11 protein-coding genes are annotated in these 20,813 nt (G+C 65.6%); 5 read left to right on the top strand and 6 right to left on the bottom strand.

What is annotated here, in order from left to right:
* Nucleotide 1: 1 nt before the first annotated feature.
* Complete coding sequence (locus UAA55_RS16730; protein WP_322954114.1) at nucleotides 2-2,476, top strand: glycoside hydrolase family 3 protein; 2,475 nt, start codon at nucleotides 2-4, stop codon at nucleotides 2,474-2,476.
* A gap of 58 nt (nucleotides 2,477-2,534) precedes the next feature.
* The gene (locus tag UAA55_RS16735) at nucleotides 2,535-3,284 is read left to right on the top strand and encodes an SGNH/GDSL hydrolase family protein (protein ID WP_322954115.1); all 750 of its coding nucleotides are present in this window, start codon (nucleotides 2,535-2,537) and stop codon (nucleotides 3,282-3,284) included.
* Between the two features lie 61 nt (nucleotides 3,285-3,345).
* On the opposite strand, the gene UAA55_RS16740 is transcribed toward UAA55_RS16735, so the two are convergent.
* The 6 genes from UAA55_RS16740 to UAA55_RS16765 all read right to left on the bottom strand — a co-directional run bounded on the left by UAA55_RS16740 (nucleotide 3,346) and on the right by UAA55_RS16765 (nucleotide 15,901).
* Complete coding sequence (locus UAA55_RS16740; protein ID WP_322954116.1) at nucleotides 3,346-4,590, bottom strand: DUF418 domain-containing protein; 1,245 nt, start codon at nucleotides 4,588-4,590, stop codon at nucleotides 3,346-3,348.
* 64 nt (nucleotides 4,591-4,654) lie between these two features.
* On the bottom strand, nucleotides 4,655-6,181 hold the full coding sequence (locus tag UAA55_RS16745) for a tryptophan halogenase family protein (RefSeq protein WP_322954117.1): 1,527 nt from the start codon (nucleotides 6,179-6,181) through the stop codon (nucleotides 4,655-4,657).
* A gap of 148 nt (nucleotides 6,182-6,329) precedes the next feature.
* On the bottom strand, nucleotides 6,330-9,263 hold the full coding sequence (locus tag UAA55_RS16750) for a TonB-dependent receptor (protein WP_322954118.1): 2,934 nt from the start codon (nucleotides 9,261-9,263) through the stop codon (nucleotides 6,330-6,332).
* Nucleotides 9,264-9,750: 487 nt separating this feature from the next.
* Nucleotides 9,751-11,406, bottom strand: coding sequence for a tryptophan halogenase family protein (locus UAA55_RS16755; protein WP_322954120.1), 1,656 nt, complete (start codon nucleotides 11,404-11,406; stop codon nucleotides 9,751-9,753).
* A 121-nt stretch (nucleotides 11,407-11,527) separates the two neighbouring features.
* The gene (locus tag UAA55_RS16760; protein WP_322954121.1) at nucleotides 11,528-14,398 is read right to left on the bottom strand and encodes a TonB-dependent receptor; all 2,871 of its coding nucleotides are present in this window, start codon (nucleotides 14,396-14,398) and stop codon (nucleotides 11,528-11,530) included.
* Nucleotides 14,399-15,373: 975 nt separating this feature from the next.
* On the bottom strand, nucleotides 15,374-15,901 hold the full coding sequence (locus UAA55_RS16765) for an isochorismatase family protein (protein ID WP_322954123.1): 528 nt from the start codon (nucleotides 15,899-15,901) through the stop codon (nucleotides 15,374-15,376).
* A 297-nt stretch (nucleotides 15,902-16,198) separates the two neighbouring features.
* Between UAA55_RS16765 and UAA55_RS16770 the strand changes: the two genes are divergently transcribed.
* The 3 genes from UAA55_RS16770 to UAA55_RS16780 are packed head-to-tail and all read left to right on the top strand — an operon-like array spanning nucleotide 16,199 to nucleotide 20,811.
* On the top strand, nucleotides 16,199-17,215 hold the full coding sequence (locus UAA55_RS16770; RefSeq protein ID WP_322954124.1) for a beta-galactosidase: 1,017 nt from the start codon (nucleotides 16,199-16,201) through the stop codon (nucleotides 17,213-17,215).
* A gap of 22 nt (nucleotides 17,216-17,237) precedes the next feature.
* Entirely contained in the window at nucleotides 17,238-17,837 is a 600-nt protein-coding gene (locus tag UAA55_RS16775; protein WP_322954125.1) for a DUF5597 domain-containing protein, read from the top strand.
* 52 nt (nucleotides 17,838-17,889) lie between these two features.
* Nucleotides 17,890-20,811 carry a TIM-barrel domain-containing protein gene (locus tag UAA55_RS16780; RefSeq protein ID WP_322954126.1) on the top strand — a complete coding sequence of 974 codons (2,922 nt, stop codon included), beginning with the start codon at nucleotides 17,890-17,892 and terminating at the stop codon, nucleotides 20,809-20,811.
* Nucleotides 20,812-20,813: the final 2 nt, after the last annotated feature.

The following is a 20,813-nucleotide window of genomic DNA, read 5'->3' on the forward strand; positions in this document are numbered from 1 at the left end:
CGTGACAGACAGCGCCCGCGGCGTCGCCCACCCTGAGCTGTGGCCGGCCGCCAAGAGCAGGGGCCTGGTGGACGCCAAGACCGAAGCCTACGTGACCGGCCTGATGGCCAGGATGAGTTTGGAGGACAAGGTCGGCCAGATGATCCAGGCCGACATTTCCACCGTGACCCCGGTCGACTTGGCCAATTACCCCCTGGGCTCCATCCTGGCGGGCGGCGACAGCGCGCCGGCGGGCGGCGACGACCGCGCCGGCCCCGACAAGTGGGTGGAGACGGCGCGCGCTTTCCGCGCGGCCTCGCTGGCGGAACGGCCCGGGCACGTGGCCATCCCCATCATGTTCGGCATCGACGCCGTGCACGGCAACAACAACGTGGTGGGCGCCACGCTGTTCCCCCACAACTCCGCCCTGGGGGCCGCCCATGACCCCGCCCTGATCCGCCGCATCGGCGTCGCCACGGCGCAGGAGACGGCGGCGGCCGGCATCGACTGGGCCTTCGGCCCCACCTTGGCCGTACCGCAAGACCACCGCTGGGGCCGCACCTACGAAGGATATTCCGAGGATCCGGACATCGTCCGCCAGTATGCGGGCGAGATGGTGCTGGGCCTGCAGGGCCAGGCGGGCGCCGGCCAGACGCTGCAGCATGGCCATGTCGCGGCCTCGGCCAAGCACTTCCTGGGCGACGGCGGCACCATCAACGGCGTGGACCAAGGTGACGCCGACGTCAGCGAACAGGATCTGATCCGCATCCACGCGGCGGGGTATCCGGCGGCGGTGGACGCCGGCATCATGACGGTGATGGCCAGCTTCTCCAGCTGGCAGGGCGCCAAGATGCACGGCAACAAATCGCTGCTGACCGACGTGCTGAAGGGGCGCATGGGCTTCGACGGCTTCGTCGTCGGCGACTGGAACGGCCACGGCCAGGTGCCGGGCTGCACGGCGGACTCCTGCCCCGCCGCTGTCCTGGCCGGCCTCGACATGTTCATGGCCCCCAACGACTGGAAGGCGCTCTTCACCAACACCGTCGCCCAGGTGAAGGCGGGCGCCATTCCCATGGCGCGCATCGACGATGCCGTGCGCCGCATCCTGCGGGTGAAGGCCAAGCTGGGCCTGTTCGACCCCGCCCGCCCATTTGAGCTGAAGGATGGCGTCATCGGCAATGCCGAGCACCGCGCCCTGGCGCGCGAGGCGGTGCGCAAGTCCCTGGTGCTGCTGAAGAACAATGGTCAGGTGCTGCCACTGAAGGCCAAGTCCCACGTCCTGGTGGTGGGGGAGGCGGCGGACGAGATCGGCCGCCAGACCGGCGGCTGGACCCTGTCATGGCAAGGCACGGGCAACAAGAACGGCGACTTCCCCGGCGCCCAGTCCATCTACGACGGCATCCGCCAGGCGGTGACCGCCGGTGGCGGCACAGCGGATCTCAGCGCCGACGGCAACTACACCACCAAGCCGGACGTGGCGGTGGTGGTGTTTGGTGAGCTGCCCTATGCCGAGTTCCAGGGGGACATTCCCAGCCTGGAATTCCAGGCGGGCGACAAGCAGGATCTGGCGCTGCTGAAGAGGCTGAAGGCCCAGGGCATCCCGGTCGTCTCCATCTTCCTGTCCGGCCGTCCGCTGTGGGTGAACCCGGAGATCAACGCGTCCGACGCCTTCGTGGCCGCCTGGTTCCCGGGGTCGGAGGGCGGCGGCGTGGCCGACGTGCTGGTGGGCGACATGCTGGGCCGGCCGCGTTACGACTTCACCGGCAAGCTCTCCTATTCATGGCCCAAGACGGCGGCGCAATCGACGCTCAACCGCCTGCGCCAACCCTATGACCCCCTGTTCCCCTTCGGCTACGGCCTGCGCTACGCCGACGCCAAGCCCCCCACCGTGCCACAACTGTCGGAGGTGTCGGGCGTGGACGCGGCGGCGGCCAACATCGACACCTATTTCGTGAAGGGCCGCAACCCCGCGCCATGGAGCTTCGTGCTGCGCCAGGGTGCTGCCAGCGTGCCCGTGCCGGGCGATGGTACGGCGACGGAGGTGGCGGGCGCTCTGGCGCTGAGGCCGGTGGACGCCGGCGGCATACAAGGTGCTGGCCGTCAGCTGAGCTGGACCGGCAAGGGAGAGGCAGCCATCGCCGTGACAGGCGGCAACGCCTTGGACCTGACGCGTCAGGCCAACGGCGCCCTGTCCTTGCAGGTGGACTATCGGGTGGATGAGGCGCCGGCCGGCACCGTCTGGCTGGCCTCCGGCACCGGACCCGGCACGCCGGGCGCCTTGGACCTGACCGCCGTGCTGAAGGCGGCCCCCTTGGGCCAATGGCAGACGCTGAAGGTCAAGCTGTCCTGCTTCAAGCAGGCCGGGGCCGACCTGTCCCGGGTCACCACGCCCTTCGCACTCAGCACCGGCGGCACCCTGCGTCTGTCCCTGGCCACGGTGCGGCTGTCGGCCGATCCGGCGGGATCCGTCTGCCCCGGGGCATTGAAAGCCCATTAAATCAAGATGTCTTATTAATTCGGGTCCATCTGCGGGTCCACATGGGAGGAACCTTGGAATGAAGAAACTGAACGTGGCCGCCGCCCTGATGCTGGCCGGCCTGGTGGCCGCCCCGGCGCTGGCCGAGGACAACAAGCCGCCGACGCCTGAGCAGGTGGCCAAGTGGCACCAGGAGGAAGAGGACCGCCTGCACCACGACTTCGCCTACCTGAACCGTTATGCTGCGGACAATGAGAAGCTGGCGCCCGGCTCCGTCCAGGTGGTGTTCATGGGCGACAGCATCACCCAGCTGTGGGTGGACAAGACGCCCGGCTTTTTCACGCCGGGCCGCGTCGGCCGGGGCATCAGCGGCCAGACCACGGCGCAGATGCTGCTGCGCTTCCGCCAGGACGTCATCGACCTGCACCCCAAGGTCGTGCACCTCATGGCCGGCACCAACGACCTGGCCCAGAACTGGGGGCCGGTGTCGCCGCAGCAGCTGAAGAACAACATCATGAGCATGGTGGAGCTGGCCCAGAAGCACGGCATCACCGTGATCCTGGCCGGCATTCCCCCGGCGCTGGACTTCAAATGGCACCAGGGCCTGGACCCTGCACCCAAGATCGCCGCGCACAATGCCTGGCTGAAGGAGTACGCGGCCCAGGTGGGCGCCCTGTTCGTCGACTACAAGGACGTGGTGGGCGACGGCAAGGGCGACTTCAAGCCGGGCCTGGCCTCCGATGGCGTGCATCCAACCGAGGCTGGCTACGTGGCCATGGCGCCCCTGGCCGACAAGGTGGTGAAGGAAGCGCTGGCCAAGGCCAAGTAAGTCCGCCGAACGTTGCTGGAACGACGAACGCCCGGGATCGGCTGGTCCCGGGCGTTTTGATTTATGCCGCCTCCGCCAGTGCCGCTTTCGGAGGGCGGCGCAAGGGCAGGGACAGGGTGCAGAAGGTGGCGGCGCGCCAGACCCATTCCAGGGGGCCGTAGCGGTAGTGGCGCAGCCACCAGTGGGCGACGCTGCACTGTAGGATGACGAAGGCGAGGCCGCTGGCCACGCTGTAGAACGGGCCCATGAACCTATAGAGCCCCAGGCCGAAGCCGTAGAACAGCGGCACGAAGACCAGGGCCTGGGTGATGTAGCAGGTCAGGCTCATGCGCCCGAAGGACGCGAGTGCCCGCACTGGTATCAGGGCGTGGATGCGGGGATACAGCAGGACGAAGCCGCTGGCCCAGATGGCCATCTGCGCCAGGCCGCAATAGGCGTTGGCCAGGTTCGTCACCTCATAGGCCGTCATGGACGGTAGGCCGGCGCTCTCCGCCAGGCGCTTCAGGGGATAAAGCACGGCGAAGGCCAGCGCGCCGCCGGCCAGGATGCCCTGCAGCAGGCGGCGATGCTGGGATGCCCGCTCCAGGACGTGGTTGCGCCCCACCACCAGGCCCACCAGGAACAGGCCCATCATCTGCATATAGCGGCCAGTCTCGATGGTCCAGAAGGTGCGGGCCAGCACGCCATGCCACAGGTTGGCCTTCACCACATCCCAGAAGCCGCCGTTGGCGTAGATGGGCATCAGGCCCTCATACACCGTCCAGTGGACGGGGACGGCCGGCGTGGGGGCGGTGCCGCTCAGCAGGCCCGCCACCTGCCACAGGGTGGGCGGCTGGATCAGCAGCACGGCCGCCAGGGCCAGCAAGACCCGGTCGCCCAGGCGGTGCAGCAGCACCAGGGGGGCGCCCACGACGGCCAGGATGGTCAGGATGTCGCCGCAATAGATCAGGCCGTGCAGATAGCCGATGGCGAACAGTACGGCCAGCCGCCACAGGAAGCGGAGCGGCGCGCTGCCCGGCCGCCGCGACCAGCTGCCCAGGATCAGGGAGAAACTGATGCCGAACATCAGGGCGAAGATGCCGTAGGCCTTGCCGGCGAACAGGAAGAAGGCCGTGTCGTGGGCCGCAGTGTCGAACGGCTTCAGCCAGGCCGGCGGCACGGCCACGTCGCTCAGGAAATCGAAATGCTCGATGGTGTGCAGCAGGAACAGGCCCACCAGGGCCGTTCCCCGCAAGGCGTCGATGACGGTGATGCGGTCGCCCGATCCGTCAACGCCCGATCCCGATGCGCTTCCCGATGCACTCATATCAGGCCATCCCGTTGTTCTTCTTACCCCCTGGCTGGACATCTTCCCGGGGATGCCAGCGTTGTCATGCTGCCACCGGACGGTCGGCGCGGCAATGCCGGTTGATGAAGTCGGCGTGGGTGGGCAGGGCGTCGGCCATGCGCCGGATGGCCTCGCGGATGCGGGCAAGGCGGGCCGTCACCTCCGCCTCCGGCATGACGTCGGCCACCGGGTCGTAGGAGTGCGGCCGGATGCCCTGGCCCAGGAACACGGCAACCCAACTGGGCTCCGCGAACAACTGCTCGTCGAAGCGGGCGATGCGGCCCCGGGCGCGGAACAGGTCGATCTTGTGCCGCAGGCTGTCGGGGATTTCCATGGTGCGGCAGTAGTTCCACAGGGGGGAATCATCTCGCTCCACCGCATGGTAATGCAGGATCAGGAAGTCGCGGATCTGTTCGTATTCGATGTTGGTCAGGCGGTTGTACTCATCCACCGTCGCCTGCTCGAACCCGTCGCGGGGCAGCAGCGAGACCATGCGGAACAGGCCGCTCTGCACCAAGTGGATGCTGGTGGACTCCAGCGGTTCCATGAAGCCGGAGGCCAGGCCCAGGGAGATGCAGTTCTTGGTCCAGGAATTCCGGCGCCGCCCGGTGGTGAAGCGCAGCAGGCGTGGATCGGCCAGGGGCCTGCCATCCAGGCTGGCCAGCAGGGTGGCGATCGCCTCGTCATCGCTCAAGAAGCGGCTGCTGTAGACGTGGCCGTTGCCGATGCGGTGCTGCAGCGGGATGCGCCACTGCCAGCCGGCCGCCCGCGCGGTGGAGCGGGTGTAGGGCGTGATCGCCGCCACGCCCTCGCACGGCACGGCGGCGGCGCGGTCGCAGGGCAGCCAATGGGACCAGTCCTCGTACGGGGCCTTCAGCGTCTCCCCGATCAGCAGGCCGCGAAAGCCGGAGCAGTCGACGAACAGGTCGCCCTGCACGCGGGTACCGGTCTCCAGCACCAGGCTGTCGATGAAGCCATCGGGCTCGCGCCGCGTCACCTGGACGATCTTGCCCTCGGTGCGCTTCACGCCGTTGCGCTCGGCGATGCCACGCAGGTACTGGGCGTATAGGCCCGCGTCAAAGTGATAGGCGTAGGCGATGACGGGGCCGCCGGGCCGCGCGTCCGGTGCCGGCGGCTGGAACTTGCCCATCCGCGCCGCGACGGTGGAGGGGGAATAGTCGCCGATGTCGCTGGTGTCGCCCTTGGCCCGCTGGCGCAGCCAGTAATGATGGAAGGACACGGCGTCGATGGCGTGGCCATGTGGCCCGAAGGGATGGAAATAGCGGTGGTTCAGCCGGGTCCAGTCGACAAACTCGATGCCCAGCTTGAACGTCGCCTGGGTCTTACGGACGAAGTCGACCTCATCGATGCCCAGCAGGTGGTTCAGGAACTGGATGGGGGGGATGGTGGCCTCACCCACGCCGACAATGCCGATCTCGGCCGATTCCACCAGCTCGATGGTGCCGTATTTGCCCTTCAGCACCCGGGCCAGGACGGCCGCCGCCATCCAGCCGGCGGTGCCGCCGCCCACGATCACGATCTTGCGCCCATTCCGCATCGCCTCGGCCATTGCCGCGCACTCCCCACAGGATCTTATCGTTGGCCGCCCAGCTTACGGCAGGGAACGGCCTTGAAAAAGGCGGCCCTGCCTCCCCGGCCGCGACGGGCGCGACCGGGAGGAGACAGGGCCGGACAACGAGACTCCCTGGGAGCAAGCGTTACAGGGAGCCGCGGATGACGAAGGCGTAGCGCCGGTCGGCGTCGACCCAGTTGTGGTAGGTCAAGTGGCCCGGGTACCCGACCAGGATACGGGTCTGCGCATCGGTCAGGTTGGCCGCTTCCACACCCACCTTCAGGTAGCTGTTGACGGTGTAGAAGAAGGACGCGTCCAACTGGCCGTAATCGTCCGACCAGGCCGGGATGTTGATGTTGGCCGCCGACGTGGTCAGCAGATAGCGCTGGCGCCAGTTGTAGGCCAGGCGGAACTCAAACGGGCCCTTCTGATAGATACCCGCCAGGTTGTAGCTCCACTTCGACATGCCCTCCAGCGGCAGGCTGGTGTTGGTCGGCGCGGCGTTGGTCACCTGGGTGGCGTCGTAGGGGTTGGCCGCCGCGTTGCGGCCACCCTCGCTTTGCACGAAGGTGACGTTGCCCTGGAACCCCAGGCCGCTCAGGATGCCCGGCAGGAAATCATAGAACTGGGTGTAGCCGAATTCGAAGCCCTTAACGCTGCCCTGGCCGGCGTTGTAGGGCTGCACCACCAGGACGTTCCGGGTCACGCCGTTGTTGGTGAACGCGACGTTCTGGGGCGACGTGGTGATGAAGTCGAACACGTCCTTGTTGAACACCGCGGCGGTGATGCTGCCCGTGGGGGCGAAGTACCACTCGATCGAGGTGTCGAACTGGTTGGACCGCATCGGCCTCAGGTTCGGGTTACCGGCGTAGCCCGTCCACTGATAGACGCAGTTGCCCGTGGCGCCCGTACCCAGGCTCTGGCAGTGGCCGCTGCTGTCCAGCAGACCGGCGGTCGCGCCGATGTTCAAGGACGGCTGCAACTGCGAGAAGTCCGGACGAACGATGGACTGGGCGAAGGCGAAGCGCCACTGCAGGTCGTCCCGCAGCTTCAGGCGCAGGTTCACGCTGGGCAGCAGGTCGGTGTAGTTGCGGCCGCCGCTGATGACCGTGCGGGCGCCGTTGGCGAAGGCCAGGTCCGACGAGGGCGCGCCGTTGAGGTTGGTCACGGTCACGAAGTTGGCGTTGCCGGAGCCCTGGGCGTCGGTGTTGACGACGCGGAAGCCGACATTGCCGTCAAACGGCTTGTTGCCGCCGAAGAAGGGCACGTCATGTTCGAAACGCACCAGGGCATAACCGGCCGTGGTCTCTTCCGTCTGGGTGTTCACACCGGCGCCGCCGCCGTTGTAGCTGCTGTAGTCGCCGTTGAACGGAACCCAGTTGCCGAACGAGTTAGCCGCCGAAAGCGCCTTCAGCTGGGCCGCGACCCCATTATAGAAGCCCTTGCTCAGGGAGGCGCTGGGGATGACGAACTGCGTGGGGACGGTCACGCCGCCGCGATAGAAGTTCTGCAGCGGCCACACGCTGGCCGACGACGCGCCGGGCGTGGTCTGGTTCAGCGTCTGGATGCCGTTGGCGCCCCAGCTCTGCACCACGCCGCCCCAGTTGTAGTTGGTTTCACGCGTGATGGACTTGCGGTCGGTGTGACGGACGCCGAAGCGGAAGGACTTCAGCCAATCGGCGTCGTCGAAGCTGTACTCGGCGTCCAGGCGCTCGGCCCACTCGTGCGCCTCGTTGTTGTTATGATAGTCCATCGCCGCGTTGTAGTAGTAGTTTGCGGGATTGGAGATGAAGCTGGTGTTGGCCGGGATGCTGATGGTGGGCAGACCGCTGCCGTTCAGTGTCAGCGTCGCCGCCGGCAGGGGATTCGTCAGGGCTTCGAAAACCGTGAAGTCCAGCTGCTTGCTGGTGGCGTCGATGTACTGGGCGTCGCCACTGATGTTCCAGTTCTTGGTCGGCGTCCACTTCATGTGCAGGGAATAGTCGGAGGTGACCGATTCCTTGATGTCATAGCGGCTGTCGATGACGTCGGGATTGTTGGTCGTGCCACCCACGGTGTCGGCGATGGTGCCGGAGATATAGTTGCCTTGGGCGTCGTACTTGAAGCTGGTACCGGCGGCCGGGCCGTTGCCGGTGCCGGAATCCAGGCCGATGGCGTTTTCCAGCGATTCTTCCGTGGCTTCCGACCGGATGTACTGGGCCGTGAATTCCAGGTCGCTGCTGGGCCGCCACTGCAGGGCGCCGACGATGCCCTTGCGCTCACGCGTGAACTCCAGGCTGCGGTAGCCGAAGCCGGTGGGGACATAGACGGTCTGGCCGGGCACTAGGTCGGTGCGGGCCTGGAAGGGGTCGACCGACACGGTGTCGGTGCGGCTGGCGAACTTGCCGTCCGCAACGTCGATCAGCACGCCCACCTCGCCGATGCCGGTGTTCCAACGGTCGCTGTAGAGGGCGGAACCGGACGGCTTGCCCTTGCCGACCAGGTCGCCGTAGCTGTAATCGGCGGAGTAGGCGAGGATGCGCTCTTCGCTGTCGAAGGGCAGGCGCGTGCGCAGGTTGATGGTGCCGCCGATGCCGCCTTCGACCAAATCGGCCGACGGGTTCTTGTAGACGTCGACGCCGGCCATCAGTTCCGACGGGATGTCGGCGAAGCTCAGCGTGCGGCCGCTTTTGGCCGAGAAGCTGTCGCGGCCGTTGAATTCACCGCGCACCCAGCTCAGGCCGCGGACCTGGACACCGTCGCCCTCGACCGAGATGCGGTCGGCGTCGCGCGGGTCGGGCGTGCGCTGGATGGTGATGCCGGAGATGCGCTGCAGGGCTTCGGTCACGCTGCGGTCGGGCAGGGCGCCGATGTCCGTGGCGGTGATGGAATCCACCATCTGCTCGGAGTTCTGCTTGATGGCCTGCGAGCTCTCGATGCTCTTGCGAAGGCCGGTGACGACGATTTCCTGCAAATCATCGCCCGCCGCCGGGGAGGCGGATTGTGCATATGCGAAAGAGGTGGTGCCGACCGCGCCAATGGTCAGCGCCGAAGCGCCCGCCAGCATGAAATTACGATAGGAGCGATTGAAGCGTCGCATCGCGTTTCCCTTCCCTGATTTATATTATTCCGCGGCGGAACCGCGGCTCTTATTGCCAAGGCGCCGCTCTGGAGCGCCGGCCTGTGGTCATATAAATCCATATGGGACTTCTCGCTGGCGTGCAACTAAAGAATGTTAGCGCTCCCATCAAAAATGGTACCGGTCCCTTGCATAACGTCAGGGATTTAGCCTCCTGGACAATATTCAAACGCTCCATAGCGTAGCGAATATTAAAAAAGTTTATTGAAGTCAGTCAGATAGCGACCTCCTCGGATGGCTACCTTTCGGTAGGGGCGAGGTGTTGCGCGGATGCCGCTATCGCGACAAAGAAAGGTTGCATGGGCGCCGAAAAGCCCCGGCGGATGGGCCGCGACGCCGCTACCCTCGTAGGATTGGACTCAGATCGTATTTTTCAGACAACAGGGCAAAAACGCCGAAGGAAGGCTCCGGCGATTTATCAGACATTGGTCTTTGCCGGAGCCGCTGTTCAGCGGGATAGGCCTGCCATGCCGGAAGACAGGTTGGCCCGGCTCGCCGGGGCGCCGCCGAAGGGCGCGCGGGGGCGCAGGCCGTGCCGGTAGATCTGCCGGATCAGGTCGCGATGGCGGGGCAGGACGGCCAGAGCCTGTTCCGTGCCGGCGCGGATGGCGGCGAACTGCCGCCGCGCCTCCTCCATGTGGCGGAAGGCGCCGGCCTGGGCGCTGAGATCGGTGTGGTAACCCATGCCGTATAGCACGAACTGCCAGCTGGCCTCGCTGAAGGTGTCAAGGTTGAGGTCGAAGTCCAACCCCTCCGGCGGGCGATGGCGCCAGCGGTCCAGCAGATCGTGCAGCGTGTCGGGTACGGTGGCGGCGTCGGCGTTGTCGCGCCAGAAGGCGGTGTCGGTACGCCGCGTCAGGCAATAGTGCAGCTTCAGGAAGTCCAGCGCCCGTTCATAGCGCTGGCGCATGATGCGGTTGAACTGCCGCGCCGCCGTGGCCATGTCGCCCGCCCAGGGGAACAGGCTGGTCAGCAGCACGGACGCCACTTCGATCAGGACGATGCCGGTCGATTCCAACGGCTCGAAAAAGCCGCTGGACAGGCCGATGGCGACGCAGTTGCGTACCCAGGGTTCCGCCCTATACCCGGCTTCGAAGCGGAAGGTGCGGGCCGTCTTGTCGCCGGCCACCGGGCCGATGTAGTCGCGCAAGACCTGCTCGGCCCGTGCGTCGTCGGTATGGTCGGAGGAATAGACGTGACCGATGCCGCGCCGGCCTTCCAGCCCGATGTCCCAGGTCCAGCCGGCCTCCTGCGCCGTGGAAACGGTATAGCTGGGAATGGGAGCGTCCGGCTGGTCGTAGGGGACCTGCAGCGCCACGGCCCGGTCGCAGAACAGCCACTGGCGGCAGGACTGATAGGGGGACTTCAGCGCCTGGCCGATCAGCTGGGCGCGGAAGCCCGTGCAGTCGATGTAGAGGTCGGCGGTGAGCGTCCCGTTCTCGCGCGTGACCACGCCGGCCACGGCCCCCGTTTCGTCCAGGGGTACGGCATCCACCGTGTCGACCACGTGGCGGATGCCCAGATCCGTGGCGACGACGCGCAGCAGGCGGGCGAACTTCACCGCGTCGAAATGATAGGCGTGGTTCAGGGGCGCCGTATAGTCGGCGTCCCCCGAGCGCTTGGGCGCCAGGGCGGCGTCGGCCACCCGCTTCTGCACCGTCAGCGCGGTGTCCAGCGGCACGCCGTCGCCGGCGGCACCCAGCAACCAGTAGGGCACCAGATCGAGGTCCTGCTGGCCGATGGCGGACTGGAAGGGATGGAAGTAGTGGTCGCGTTCCCCGGACCCCGGGGCATGCTGCCAATGACTGAAGCGGATGCCTTGCTTGAAGGTCGCCTCGCTCTCTCGCATGAACACCGATTCATCGATGCCGATGCGGCGCAGGGTGCGCTGGATGTTGGGGAAGGTGCCTTCGCCCACGCCCAGGATGCCGATGTCGGCCGATTCCACCAGGGTGATGCGCGCGCCGCCCGGCTGGCCGATGGATAGCGTGCGGGCGAGGTAGGCCGCGGCCAGCCAGCCGGCGGTGCCACCCCCAACGATGAGGACGTTCCTGACCGGTGCGCCTTTGGCGCCGGGGCCATCGGGGGCGTTGGTGTCGGCCATGCTCGTTCCCTCCCATGATGATCCGGACCCAATAGGGCCTCAGACCTTGGCAAAGGAAAACCCCCGGCCCGTGACAGGCCGAGGGTTCCCTTTATCACTACCATGTCGCCCCTGGGGTCGATCAGTAGGTGAAGCGCACCACCGCGCTGTAGCGGCGGTCGGCCACGAACCAGCTGCGGCCGTATTGCTGGCTGCCATAGCCCATCAGCGTCTTGGTCTCGCTGTTGGTCAGGTTCTGGGCTTCCAGCGTCAGGGTGATGTGGTCGTCGAAGCTATAGGCGATGGACGCGTCCAGCGACCCGTAGTCGTCGGAGAAGATGGGCAGGTTGTAGGTGACCGTCTGGCCGGCGGCATTGGTGTAGGTGCCGTTGGTGCCGTTGGCCGTCGGGGTCAGCAGGTACTTGCTGCGCCAGGTGTAGGCCAGGCGGGCCGAGATCGGGCCTTTCTCGTACATGCCGGTGATGTTGTAGTTGTACTTGGACAGCAGATCGACCGGCAGGCCGGTGATGCGGTTGCCCAGCATGTCGTAGGACAGGTCGCCGGGGCTGCGGCTGTTGATGTAGGTGAAGTTGGCGTCGATGCCCAGGCCGTCGAATGGGGCGGGCAGGAAGCTGAAGAACTTCTGCACGCCGAATTCGGCGCCCTTGATGTAGGCGGGCGAGGCGTTGAAGTAGCCGCTGGACGACACCGGCATGGTCTGCGTCACGCCGCCCGGCAGGCTGATGGGCAGGTTCAGCGGGGTCACGCCGTAGGAGATGTAGTCCTTGATCTGCTTGTAGAAGCCGGCCAAGTGCACCTGGCCGTCCGGCATGTACCATTCCAGCGAGACGTCCAGGTTGTTGGACAGCTGCGGCTTCAGGTCCGGGTTGCCGGCGTAGGTGGTGGCGCCGGTGATCTGCTGGTTGGCATTGGTGATCAGGCTGATCTGGCCCGAGGCGTTCAAGGCGTTGAAGCTCGGGTTGGACATGGACTGATACGCCGCGAAGCGCAGGTGGATGTCGTCCTGCGGCATGAACTGGATGTTGAACGACGGCAGGGCCATCAGGCTGTTGTGCCCGCCGCTGTTGGCGGTGAAACCGCCCGGCAGGGTGCCCGAGGCGCCGTTGTAGAACACGGTGCCGGTCGGCTGCTGGATGGAGCCTTCGCTGCTGTTCTCATTGTTGACGATACGGACACCGAAGTTGCCGTTCATCTTCCAGCCGAACAGGTCGTCCTCACCGAAGCGCGTCATGATGTAAGCGGATTCGGTGCGGGTCTTGGTGTGCGACAGGGTGGCGGCGGTGTAGGTCACCGGCTGGGTGTTGTCGCCCGGAAGGCCATAGGCATGGTGAATGGCCGTCAGGTTTTCCGGATAGCCCTCGGCCAGGGCCCAGGACGGGAAGGCGGCGGCGCTGGGCAGGGCCGTGGCGCCCCGGAAGAAGTTGCTGAAGCCGCTGACGGTCACGTCGCCAGGGGCGGCGTTGCTCAGGTATTTGAAGGTGGACGGGTCGTTGAACGACGGCGTCAGGCCCACCCAGTTGTAGCCCGAGACGTTGTCCTTCTCCGTCCGGTCGGCGAAGCGGGCGCCGACCTTGATGGCGCGCAGGAAGCTGGACTCTGAGACCTTGTACTCGGCATCCCCCGACCATGACAGCTCGCGGCCGATGTGGTTTTCCAGGTGGTCCATGGTCGCGTACCAGATGGTGCGCGACGGATCCGCCACCTGCGCCGGGTTGCTGACCTTGATGGACGGCAGGTCGCCGGTCAGGTCGATGGCGTAGCTGGGCACCGAAACCTGCGAGAACAGGTCGATGCGCTGCGTCTGCGCCTGCGAGATGGCGTACTGGAAATCAGTGTTGATGGTCCAGTTCGACGTCGGCGTCCACTTCATGCCCTGGGACAGGTCGGTGGTGACGTTGTGCTGGTTGGTCAGGCCGGGGTTGACGGTGGCCAGGCTGCCGCCGGTCTCGGAACCCACCTGCAGCGGATCCCAGCCGGTGGAGCTGAGGTTGTTGGAGGTCAGCAGCCCACCCGAGGGGCCGAAGGTGCTGGTGCTGCCGGGGGACACGGTGACGGCGTTGCCGCCCGTGTTGTAGACGCCGGCCTCGGTCGACTTGCTCCAGTAATCCGAGCGGAAGCCTGTCTGGTAGAAGGTCAGGTCCGGGTTGGGCGACCACTGCAGGGCCTCATAGGCGCCCAGGCGCTTGCGGTCGAAGTTGCCCGAACGCCAGTCGAAGCCGCCCGGAACGTAGACGTTCTTGCCGTTGAAGGTCTGCGGGAAGTAGGGCTCGACCTGGATGGTGTCGTGGCGGGTGCTGATGTCGCTGTAGGCGACGTCGAACATCGCGCCGATCTCGCCGATGCTGGTCTGCCAGCGGTTGGCGTACAGGATCGAGGCGTTGGGCTTGGTCTGCTGGATGAAGTCGCCGTAGTTCGCGCCGACGGACCCGCTGATGGTCTGCTTGTCGTAGTCGAACGGCATCTTGGTGCGCAGGTTGACCGTGCCGCCGATGCCGCCCTCGATGATGTCGGGGGTACCGCTCTTCACGACGTCGATGCCGGCCAGCAGTTCCGGCGGCACGTCCTCGAACAGCAGCGCGCGACCGCCGTTGGCGCTGAAAGCCTCACGGCCGTTCAGGGTGCTGCTGACCTGGGACAGGCCGCGCACGGTCACACCGGAGCCTTCCACCGAGTAGTGGTCGGGGTCGCCCACGGCGGCGAAGTGGGTGATGGACACGCCGGGGACGCGCTGCAGCACTTCAGTCACGCTGTTGTCCGGCAGCTTGCCAGCGTCGTCGGCGGAAATGCTATCCAGGATCTGGTCGGCGTTGGCCTTGCGCTTGGCGGCGTCGGAAACGGCGAAGCGCTGACCGGTGACGACGATCTCCTGCAGTTCGTCATCGGCGGCGGCGGCCTGGGCCCGCGCCACGGAAGCGGCGGTCAGGGCGCCGAGAACCAGCACGGACGCGCCGGCCAGCACGAAGGAACGATAGGAATTCTGGGGCCAACTCATGGCGTTTCCCTTCCCTGGGTATCTTATTTCTCGCGGGTCGATAAGGCCCGCGCATTTCGCCCCGGAGTGCCGCTTTTTAGCGCGTCACGCCGTAGTCATATAAATCCATATGGAGATTCATGCGGGCCCGCAACGGGAGAATGTTAGCGCTCACATGAAAAATGGTACCGATCCCTTTTTTATCACGGCGATTTTGCGAATTTATCAGTAAAATCAACGTATTCAACTATAGGTCTGTGTTGCGGCAAAGGCACAGATGCTCCTTTTAGGGAACTTTTCACCCCATTTCCACCCCTTCAGGAAGAGGGCGGGCGGACTGTGTACCTGACTGATTGGTCAGCCCGGCGCCCATGCCAAGGGATTGACTGGCCTGATTTTGGGAGGGACGGACTGGCCGCGTTTTCGCGAATTGGGCGCGGTTAAGCCTTTGCCGCCAGCTATGGCCGCCATCGGGGATCTGTCAGGGAAACTGCTGACGGCAGCATCAAAATCCACACGTCAAAATAGTAATATTTATTGCGGAAAAATTATGCAATTCTGTATCTACATTTCCTGATGCTAAATGATATGGTCGGAATGGAGTGAATTCATAAATGATAGAAAGATAAATCGTCGAGTTATAAAATAGAATATGCGCCTTTCGTCACGAAAGGCCTTGCCTTCGTGTGAATCTGCTAAATATGACAATTTCCACTCACCGGGAGATGTAGCCCTGCTGAAGCGGAGGGGGCGCAGTCCGTGTTGTTCCGGCGATTTTGTTTGGCTTGGGCGTAAGAAACTTGACGGTGGGCAAGTCAAAGCCAAGAGGGCCGGCCCCTGGCCTCATGGGTCGCTGGATCGGGCTTCATTACTCGCGGTTCCGGTCGCTGCGACCGTTTGTTCCGCCCATGCCCGGCGGGCGGTACCTGCCCAAGCTGTGGTCGCCGGCTGCGCAAGCCGGTAGGGCGCCGCCGCACGCAAGGAAATGCCGCCTTTCTACTTGATAAGGGCGACGACCTCGCGGAATCGCGGATGCTCCGCGCTTTCCAGCCATTCGAACACGGCCATCTCGGTGGTGATGATCTCAGCGCCCGCCGCCGCCATGCGGCGCAGGCCGGCGGCCTTGTTCTCCGCCGTGCGCGAGCCCACGGCATCCTCCACCACATAAACAGGACGGCCCCGTTCCAGCAGGCCCAGCGCTGTCTGCAGCACGCAGACGTGAGCCTCGCAGCCCGCCAACACCACCGCATGGCCGTCAGGCAGGTGATCGATGAGGGCGGGTGTGGCGTCGAAGGTCATCTTGGACACCACCGACGCCGGATCGGGGGCCAACTCCGGCACGGTGGTGCCCAGGCCGCGCGGGTTCTGCTCGGTGAACAGGGTGGGCACGGCCAGCATGCCGGCGGCGGCCAGCAGGCGGCGGGTGTTGGCCACAACGGCGGCCCCACCCAGGATGGCCGGCATCAAGCGGGCCTGCAGGTCGATGACGGCGAAGATGCCGCGGCGGGGATCAAGGCGGGGCACGGGTAGGCTTTTCGGCTGGGGCAGGGCGCATGTAACCCGACTATGGACGCGCGCGCCGGGGCCGGCAACAACGGCGGATCGCCTGGATCGGGCGCGAACGGTTAAGCCGAAAGTAAGGGGCAATCCGCCATCAAGGCCCTGGTAGCGGTATCAGACATCCGGATTGATTTGATACCGCTAACGCGTATGATCGCGCCCGTGCCGCTATGATCATATAAATGCGGCCCGCTGGCGGTTGGACGGGGTCGGCGTGATCGGTCCCCGAATAATGAGATACGGGCTTGGGAGGGCCTGCCGATGACGAGCGTTCCGAACATGATGAAGGCTGGCCGTTCCCTGCTGATGGCCGCCACCCTGCTGGCCGCGCTGGCGCCTACGGCGCGGGCCGCCGACGGCCAGAGCGCCGAGATGCCGCGCCTGGTGCGTGAGGACGGCCGCTATGCCCTGATGGTCGACGGCGCGCCCTATCTGGTGCTGGGCGCCCAGGCCAACAATTCCAGCAACTGGCCCTCGGTGTTGCCGCAGGTGTGGCCGGCGGTGGAGCAGGTGCAGGCCAACACCCTGTTCATGCCCATCGCCTGGCAGCAGATCGAGGCCACGGAGGGCAAGTTCGACTTCAGCTTCCTCGACACCCTGCTGGCGCAGGCGCGCGAGCACAGGAAGCACTTGGTGCTGCTGTGGTTCGGCACCTGGAAGAACAACGGCCCGTCCTACGCGCCGGACTGGGTGAAGCTGGACAACGACCGCTTCCCCCGCGTCGTGGGGGCCAGGGGCGTCATGCGCGGTTCCCTCTCGCCGCTGGCCCCGGCCACGCTGGACGCCGACAGGAAGGCTTTCGTCGCCTTCATGCGGCACCTGAAGCAGGCGGACGGCCAGCAGCACACGGTGCTGATGGTGCAGGTGGAGAATGAGACCGGCACCTATGGCGCCGTCCGCGACTTCACCCCCATGGCGCAGAAGGTGTTCGAGGGCAAGGTGCCCGACGATCTGGTGAAGGCGCTGAAGAAGCAGCCGGGCACCTGGAAGGATGTGTTCGGCAAGGACGCGGATGAGTTCTTCCACGCTTATCACATCGCCCGCTTCGTCGACCAGGTGGCGGCGGCCGGCAAGGCGGAATACCCCATCCCCATGTACGTGAACGCCGCCCTGCGCGACCCGTTCAAGGACCAGGACCCCTATAGCTATTCCAGCGGCGGCCCCACCTGGAACGTGCTGGACATCTGGAAGGCGGCGGCCCCCAGCATCGATCTGGTCGGGACCGGACATCTACGATCGCGGTTACGATTTCTACATCAAGACGCTGGAACAGTATAAGCGGCCGGACAACGCCCTGTTCGTGGCTGAGACCGGCAACGACAGCGTCTACGCCCGCTATGTCTTCGCCACCCTGGGCCACCAGGGCATCGGCTTCGCGCCCTTCGGCATCGATTACACCCGCTATGTGAATTACCCGCTGGGCGCGGCCAAGATCGACGCGGAGGCGCTTGAGCCCTTCACCATGAACTTCAAGCTGCTGGGCTCCATGAACCGGGAGTTGGCGGCGCTCAGCCTGAAGGGCAAGGTCTGGGGGGCGTCGGAGCCAACGGCGGATCACAGCAACACCCTGGATCTGGGGCCATACAAGGCCACCATCAGCTATGGCCTGCCGCAGTTCGGCGACGCCAAGCCCACCGGCAACGAGAAGCCCAGCGGCGGCGTCGTCATCGCCGAGATGACTCCCAACGAGTATCTGGTGGCCGGATACCACGCCCGCGTTGACTTCGCCCAGACCACCAAGACCGGCAAGAACGGCTTCATGATGGCCAGCGTGGAGGAGGGGCACTTCGAGAACGGCAAATGGGTGTTCGAGCGCCTGTGGAACGGTGACCAGACCGACTACGGCCTGAACTTCGCCTCCATACCCCAGATCCTCAAGGTGCGGTTCGCCACCTACTGAGCCGGCCTGGCGCCCGCCCCACCTTTCCGACCTTCTCCCATGGAGAATCGCCATGAACGTTCGTTCCTGGGCCTTGGCGTCCGCCGCCTTGATGCCCGTGCTGCTGCTCGCCTCCTGCGAGGCGACCAAGTCCCCCTCCGCCGATAGCGCCGCCAAGGTGGTGTCCGCCCCCTCTTTCCAGCAAGCCGCCGATGGCGTGGTGGTCACGGTCACCGGTGCCGCTGTCCGCAAGGTGCGGCTGCAGGTCGTCAGTGACCGCATCGTGCGCGTGACGGCGGTGCCTGGCGACAGCCTGGACCTGCCGGCCAGCCTGATGACCGTGGCCAAGCCCGTCGGCGGCGGCTTCACGGTGGCCCAGCAGGGTGGCCAGGTGGTCCTGACCACCCCTCGGCTGCGGGCCGAGGTCAGTGTCGCCAGCGGCGCCGTCAATGTTTTCGACGCCAAGGGACAGCCCCTGCTGACGGCGGTGGATGGCGGCAGCTTCAAACCGGCTACCCTGCCCACGGGCGAGACCGGCTTCTTCCAGGTGCGCCAACAGTTCAACCGCGGCACGGACGAGGGCTTCTACGGTCTGGGCCAGCACCAGAACGCCCAGATGAACTACAATGGCGAGGATGTCGAACTCGCCCAGCACAATATGGACATCGGCATCCCCTTCCTGGTGTCGACGCGCAATTACGGCGTCCTGTGGGACAACAACGGGATCACCCGCTTCGGTGACGTCCGCGAATACCCGCTGATGTCCAAGGAGCTGAAGCTCTATGACGCCGATGGGAAAGAAGGCGGCCTGACCGCCCGCTATTACCAGGACGGCAAGCTGAAGCTGACCCGTGTCGAAGGCGACATCAACTACCAGTACATCAAGGACCTGGCCGCCTGGCCGGAGGAGGTCGGCGGCAGCCGCGTCAACGCCAAGCTACGCGCCACCAAGGACAAGTCCGTGATGTGGGAAGGCAAGATCGAATCCTCGGTGGACGGGGTTCATCGCTTCCAGGTCTATGCCAGCGGCTATTTCAAGGTGACGCTGGACGGCAAGGTGGTCATGGACCGCTGGCGCCAGGATTGGAACCCCTGGTACCACAACTTCGACCTGCCCATGGTGGCGGGCAAGGCCCAGACGCTGAAGGTGGAATGGGTGCCGGAAGGGGGCTTCATCTCCCTGATGCATCAGAATCCGCTGCCGGATGGGGAGCGGCATGAGCTGTCGCTGACCTCGGATGTCGCCCGCGCCATCGACTATTACGTCGTGGCCGGCAGGGACATGGACGACGTCATCGCGGGATACCGCCAGCTGACGGGCAAGGCCGTCATGATGCCGCGCTGGGCCTACGGCCTGTGGCAGAGCCGCCAGCGCTACAAGACGGCGGATGAGCTGACCGGCACCGTGGCGGAGTTCCGCAAGCGCAAGCTGCCGCTGGATAACATCGTGGAGGATTGGTTCTACTGGCGCGAGGACGACTGGGGCAGCCACAAATTCGACCCCACCCGCTTTCCTGACCCGCAAGGTTTGGTCGACACCCTGCACGGCCAGAACGCGCACTTCATGATTTCCGTGTGGCCCAAGTTCTACCCCACCACGGACAACTACAAGGAACTGGACTCCAAGGGCCACATCTACCGCCGCAATGTCGAGGTGCATGAGCACGACTGGGTGGGCAAGGACGGCTATGAGAACGCCTTCTACGATCCCTATTCGGCGGAGGCGCGGCAGATCTACTGGCGTCAGATCAACGAGAACCTGAACAAGTTGGGCATTGACGCCTGGTGGCTGGACGCGTCGGAACCCGACACCCACTCCAACCTCGACATTCCGGAGCGCATGCGGCGCATGGGGCCCACCGCCATGGGGCCGTCGGCGGCGTTCTTCAATTCCTACCCGCTGATGCACACCAAGGCGGTGTATGAGGGCAACCGCGCCGCCAACCCGGACAAGCGCGCCTTCATCCTGACCCGCTCCGGCTTCGCGGGGCAGCAGCGCAACGCTGCGGCCAGTTGGAGCGGTGACGTCGCCTCGCGCTGGACCGACCTCCGCAACCAGATCTCGGCCGGCGTCAACTTCTCCCTGTCCGGCGTGCCCAACTGGACGACGGACATCGGCGGCTTCGCCCTGGAAAAGCGCTATTCGGCCAAGAATCCCAAGGCGTCCGACGTGGCGGAGTGGCGGGAGCTGAATTTGCGCTGGTTCCAGTTTGGCGCCTTCTCACCCCTGTTCCGTTCGCACGGGGAATTCCCCTACCGCGAAATCTACAATCTCGCGCCCAAGGGCTCGGAAGTTTACGACAGCCTGGTCTGGTATGACGAGCTGCGCTACCGCCTGATGCCCTACATCTACACCCTGGCGGCCGACACCTATCACCGCGACGGCACCATCATGCGCGGCCTGGTGATGGACTTCCCCAGCGACCGCGAGGTCTGGGGCATCAATGACCAGTACCTGTTCGGCCATGCCTTCCTGGTGGCACCGGTGACGGACTATCAGGCGCGCAGCCGGGCCGTCTACCTGCCCTCGGGCGCCCAGTGGTACGACTTCCAGACCGGCAAGCTGTATGACGGCGGCCAGCGCATCGCCGCCGACGCACCGCTGAAGCGCATGCCGCTGTTCGTGCGCGCCGGGTCCATCGTGCCGACCGCGCCGGTGACCCAGTACACCGGGGAGAAGCCGGACGCGCCGCTGACCGTTGTCGTCTATACGGGCGCCGATGGTCACTTCGACCTTTATGAGGACGAGGGCACGACCTATGGGTACGAGCACGGCGCCTTCAGCCGCATCCCGCTGTCCTTCGACCAAGCGTCGGGCACGCTGACCATCGGCGCGCGCGCCGGCAGCTTCCCGGGCATGGTGCAGGAACGGGTGATCAACGTCCGCTTCGTCGGCCCCGGTGCCAAGGCGCCCCCGGCCGACTTCGCCGTCAAACCGGACCAGACGGTGCGTTACACCGGGCAGGCCATCATGGTGACGTGGGCCAAGGTGTGAAA

This window comes from Nitrospirillum guanabarense (assembly GCF_034653355.1).
Classification (GTDB): domain Bacteria; phylum Pseudomonadota; class Alphaproteobacteria; order Azospirillales; family Azospirillaceae; genus Nitrospirillum.

What these genes read in the sequence shown, in the direction of transcription:
- UAA55_RS16735 (WP_322954115.1), top strand. Translation starts at nt 2,535, where the DNA reads ATGAAGAAACTGAACGTGGCCGCCGCCCTGATGCTGGCCGGCCTGGTG.
- UAA55_RS16740 (WP_322954116.1), bottom strand. Translation starts at nt 4,590, where the DNA reads ATGAGTGCATCGGGAAGCGCATCGGGATCGGGCGTTGACGGATCGGGC.
- UAA55_RS16745 (WP_322954117.1), bottom strand. Translation starts at nt 6,181, where the DNA reads ATGGCCGAGGCGATGCGGAATGGGCGCAAGATCGTGATCGTGGGCGGC.
- UAA55_RS16750 (WP_322954118.1), bottom strand. Translation starts at nt 9,263, where the DNA reads ATGCGACGCTTCAATCGCTCCTATCGTAATTTCATGCTGGCGGGCGCT.
- UAA55_RS16755 (WP_322954120.1), bottom strand. Translation starts at nt 11,406, where the DNA reads ATGGCCGACACCAACGCCCCCGATGGCCCCGGCGCCAAAGGCGCACCG.
- UAA55_RS16760 (WP_322954121.1), bottom strand. Translation starts at nt 14,398, where the DNA reads ATGAGTTGGCCCCAGAATTCCTATCGTTCCTTCGTGCTGGCCGGCGCG.
- UAA55_RS16770 (WP_322954124.1), top strand. Translation starts at nt 16,199, where the DNA reads ATGACGAGCGTTCCGAACATGATGAAGGCTGGCCGTTCCCTGCTGATG.
- UAA55_RS16780 (WP_322954126.1), top strand. Translation starts at nt 17,890, where the DNA reads ATGAACGTTCGTTCCTGGGCCTTGGCGTCCGCCGCCTTGATGCCCGTG.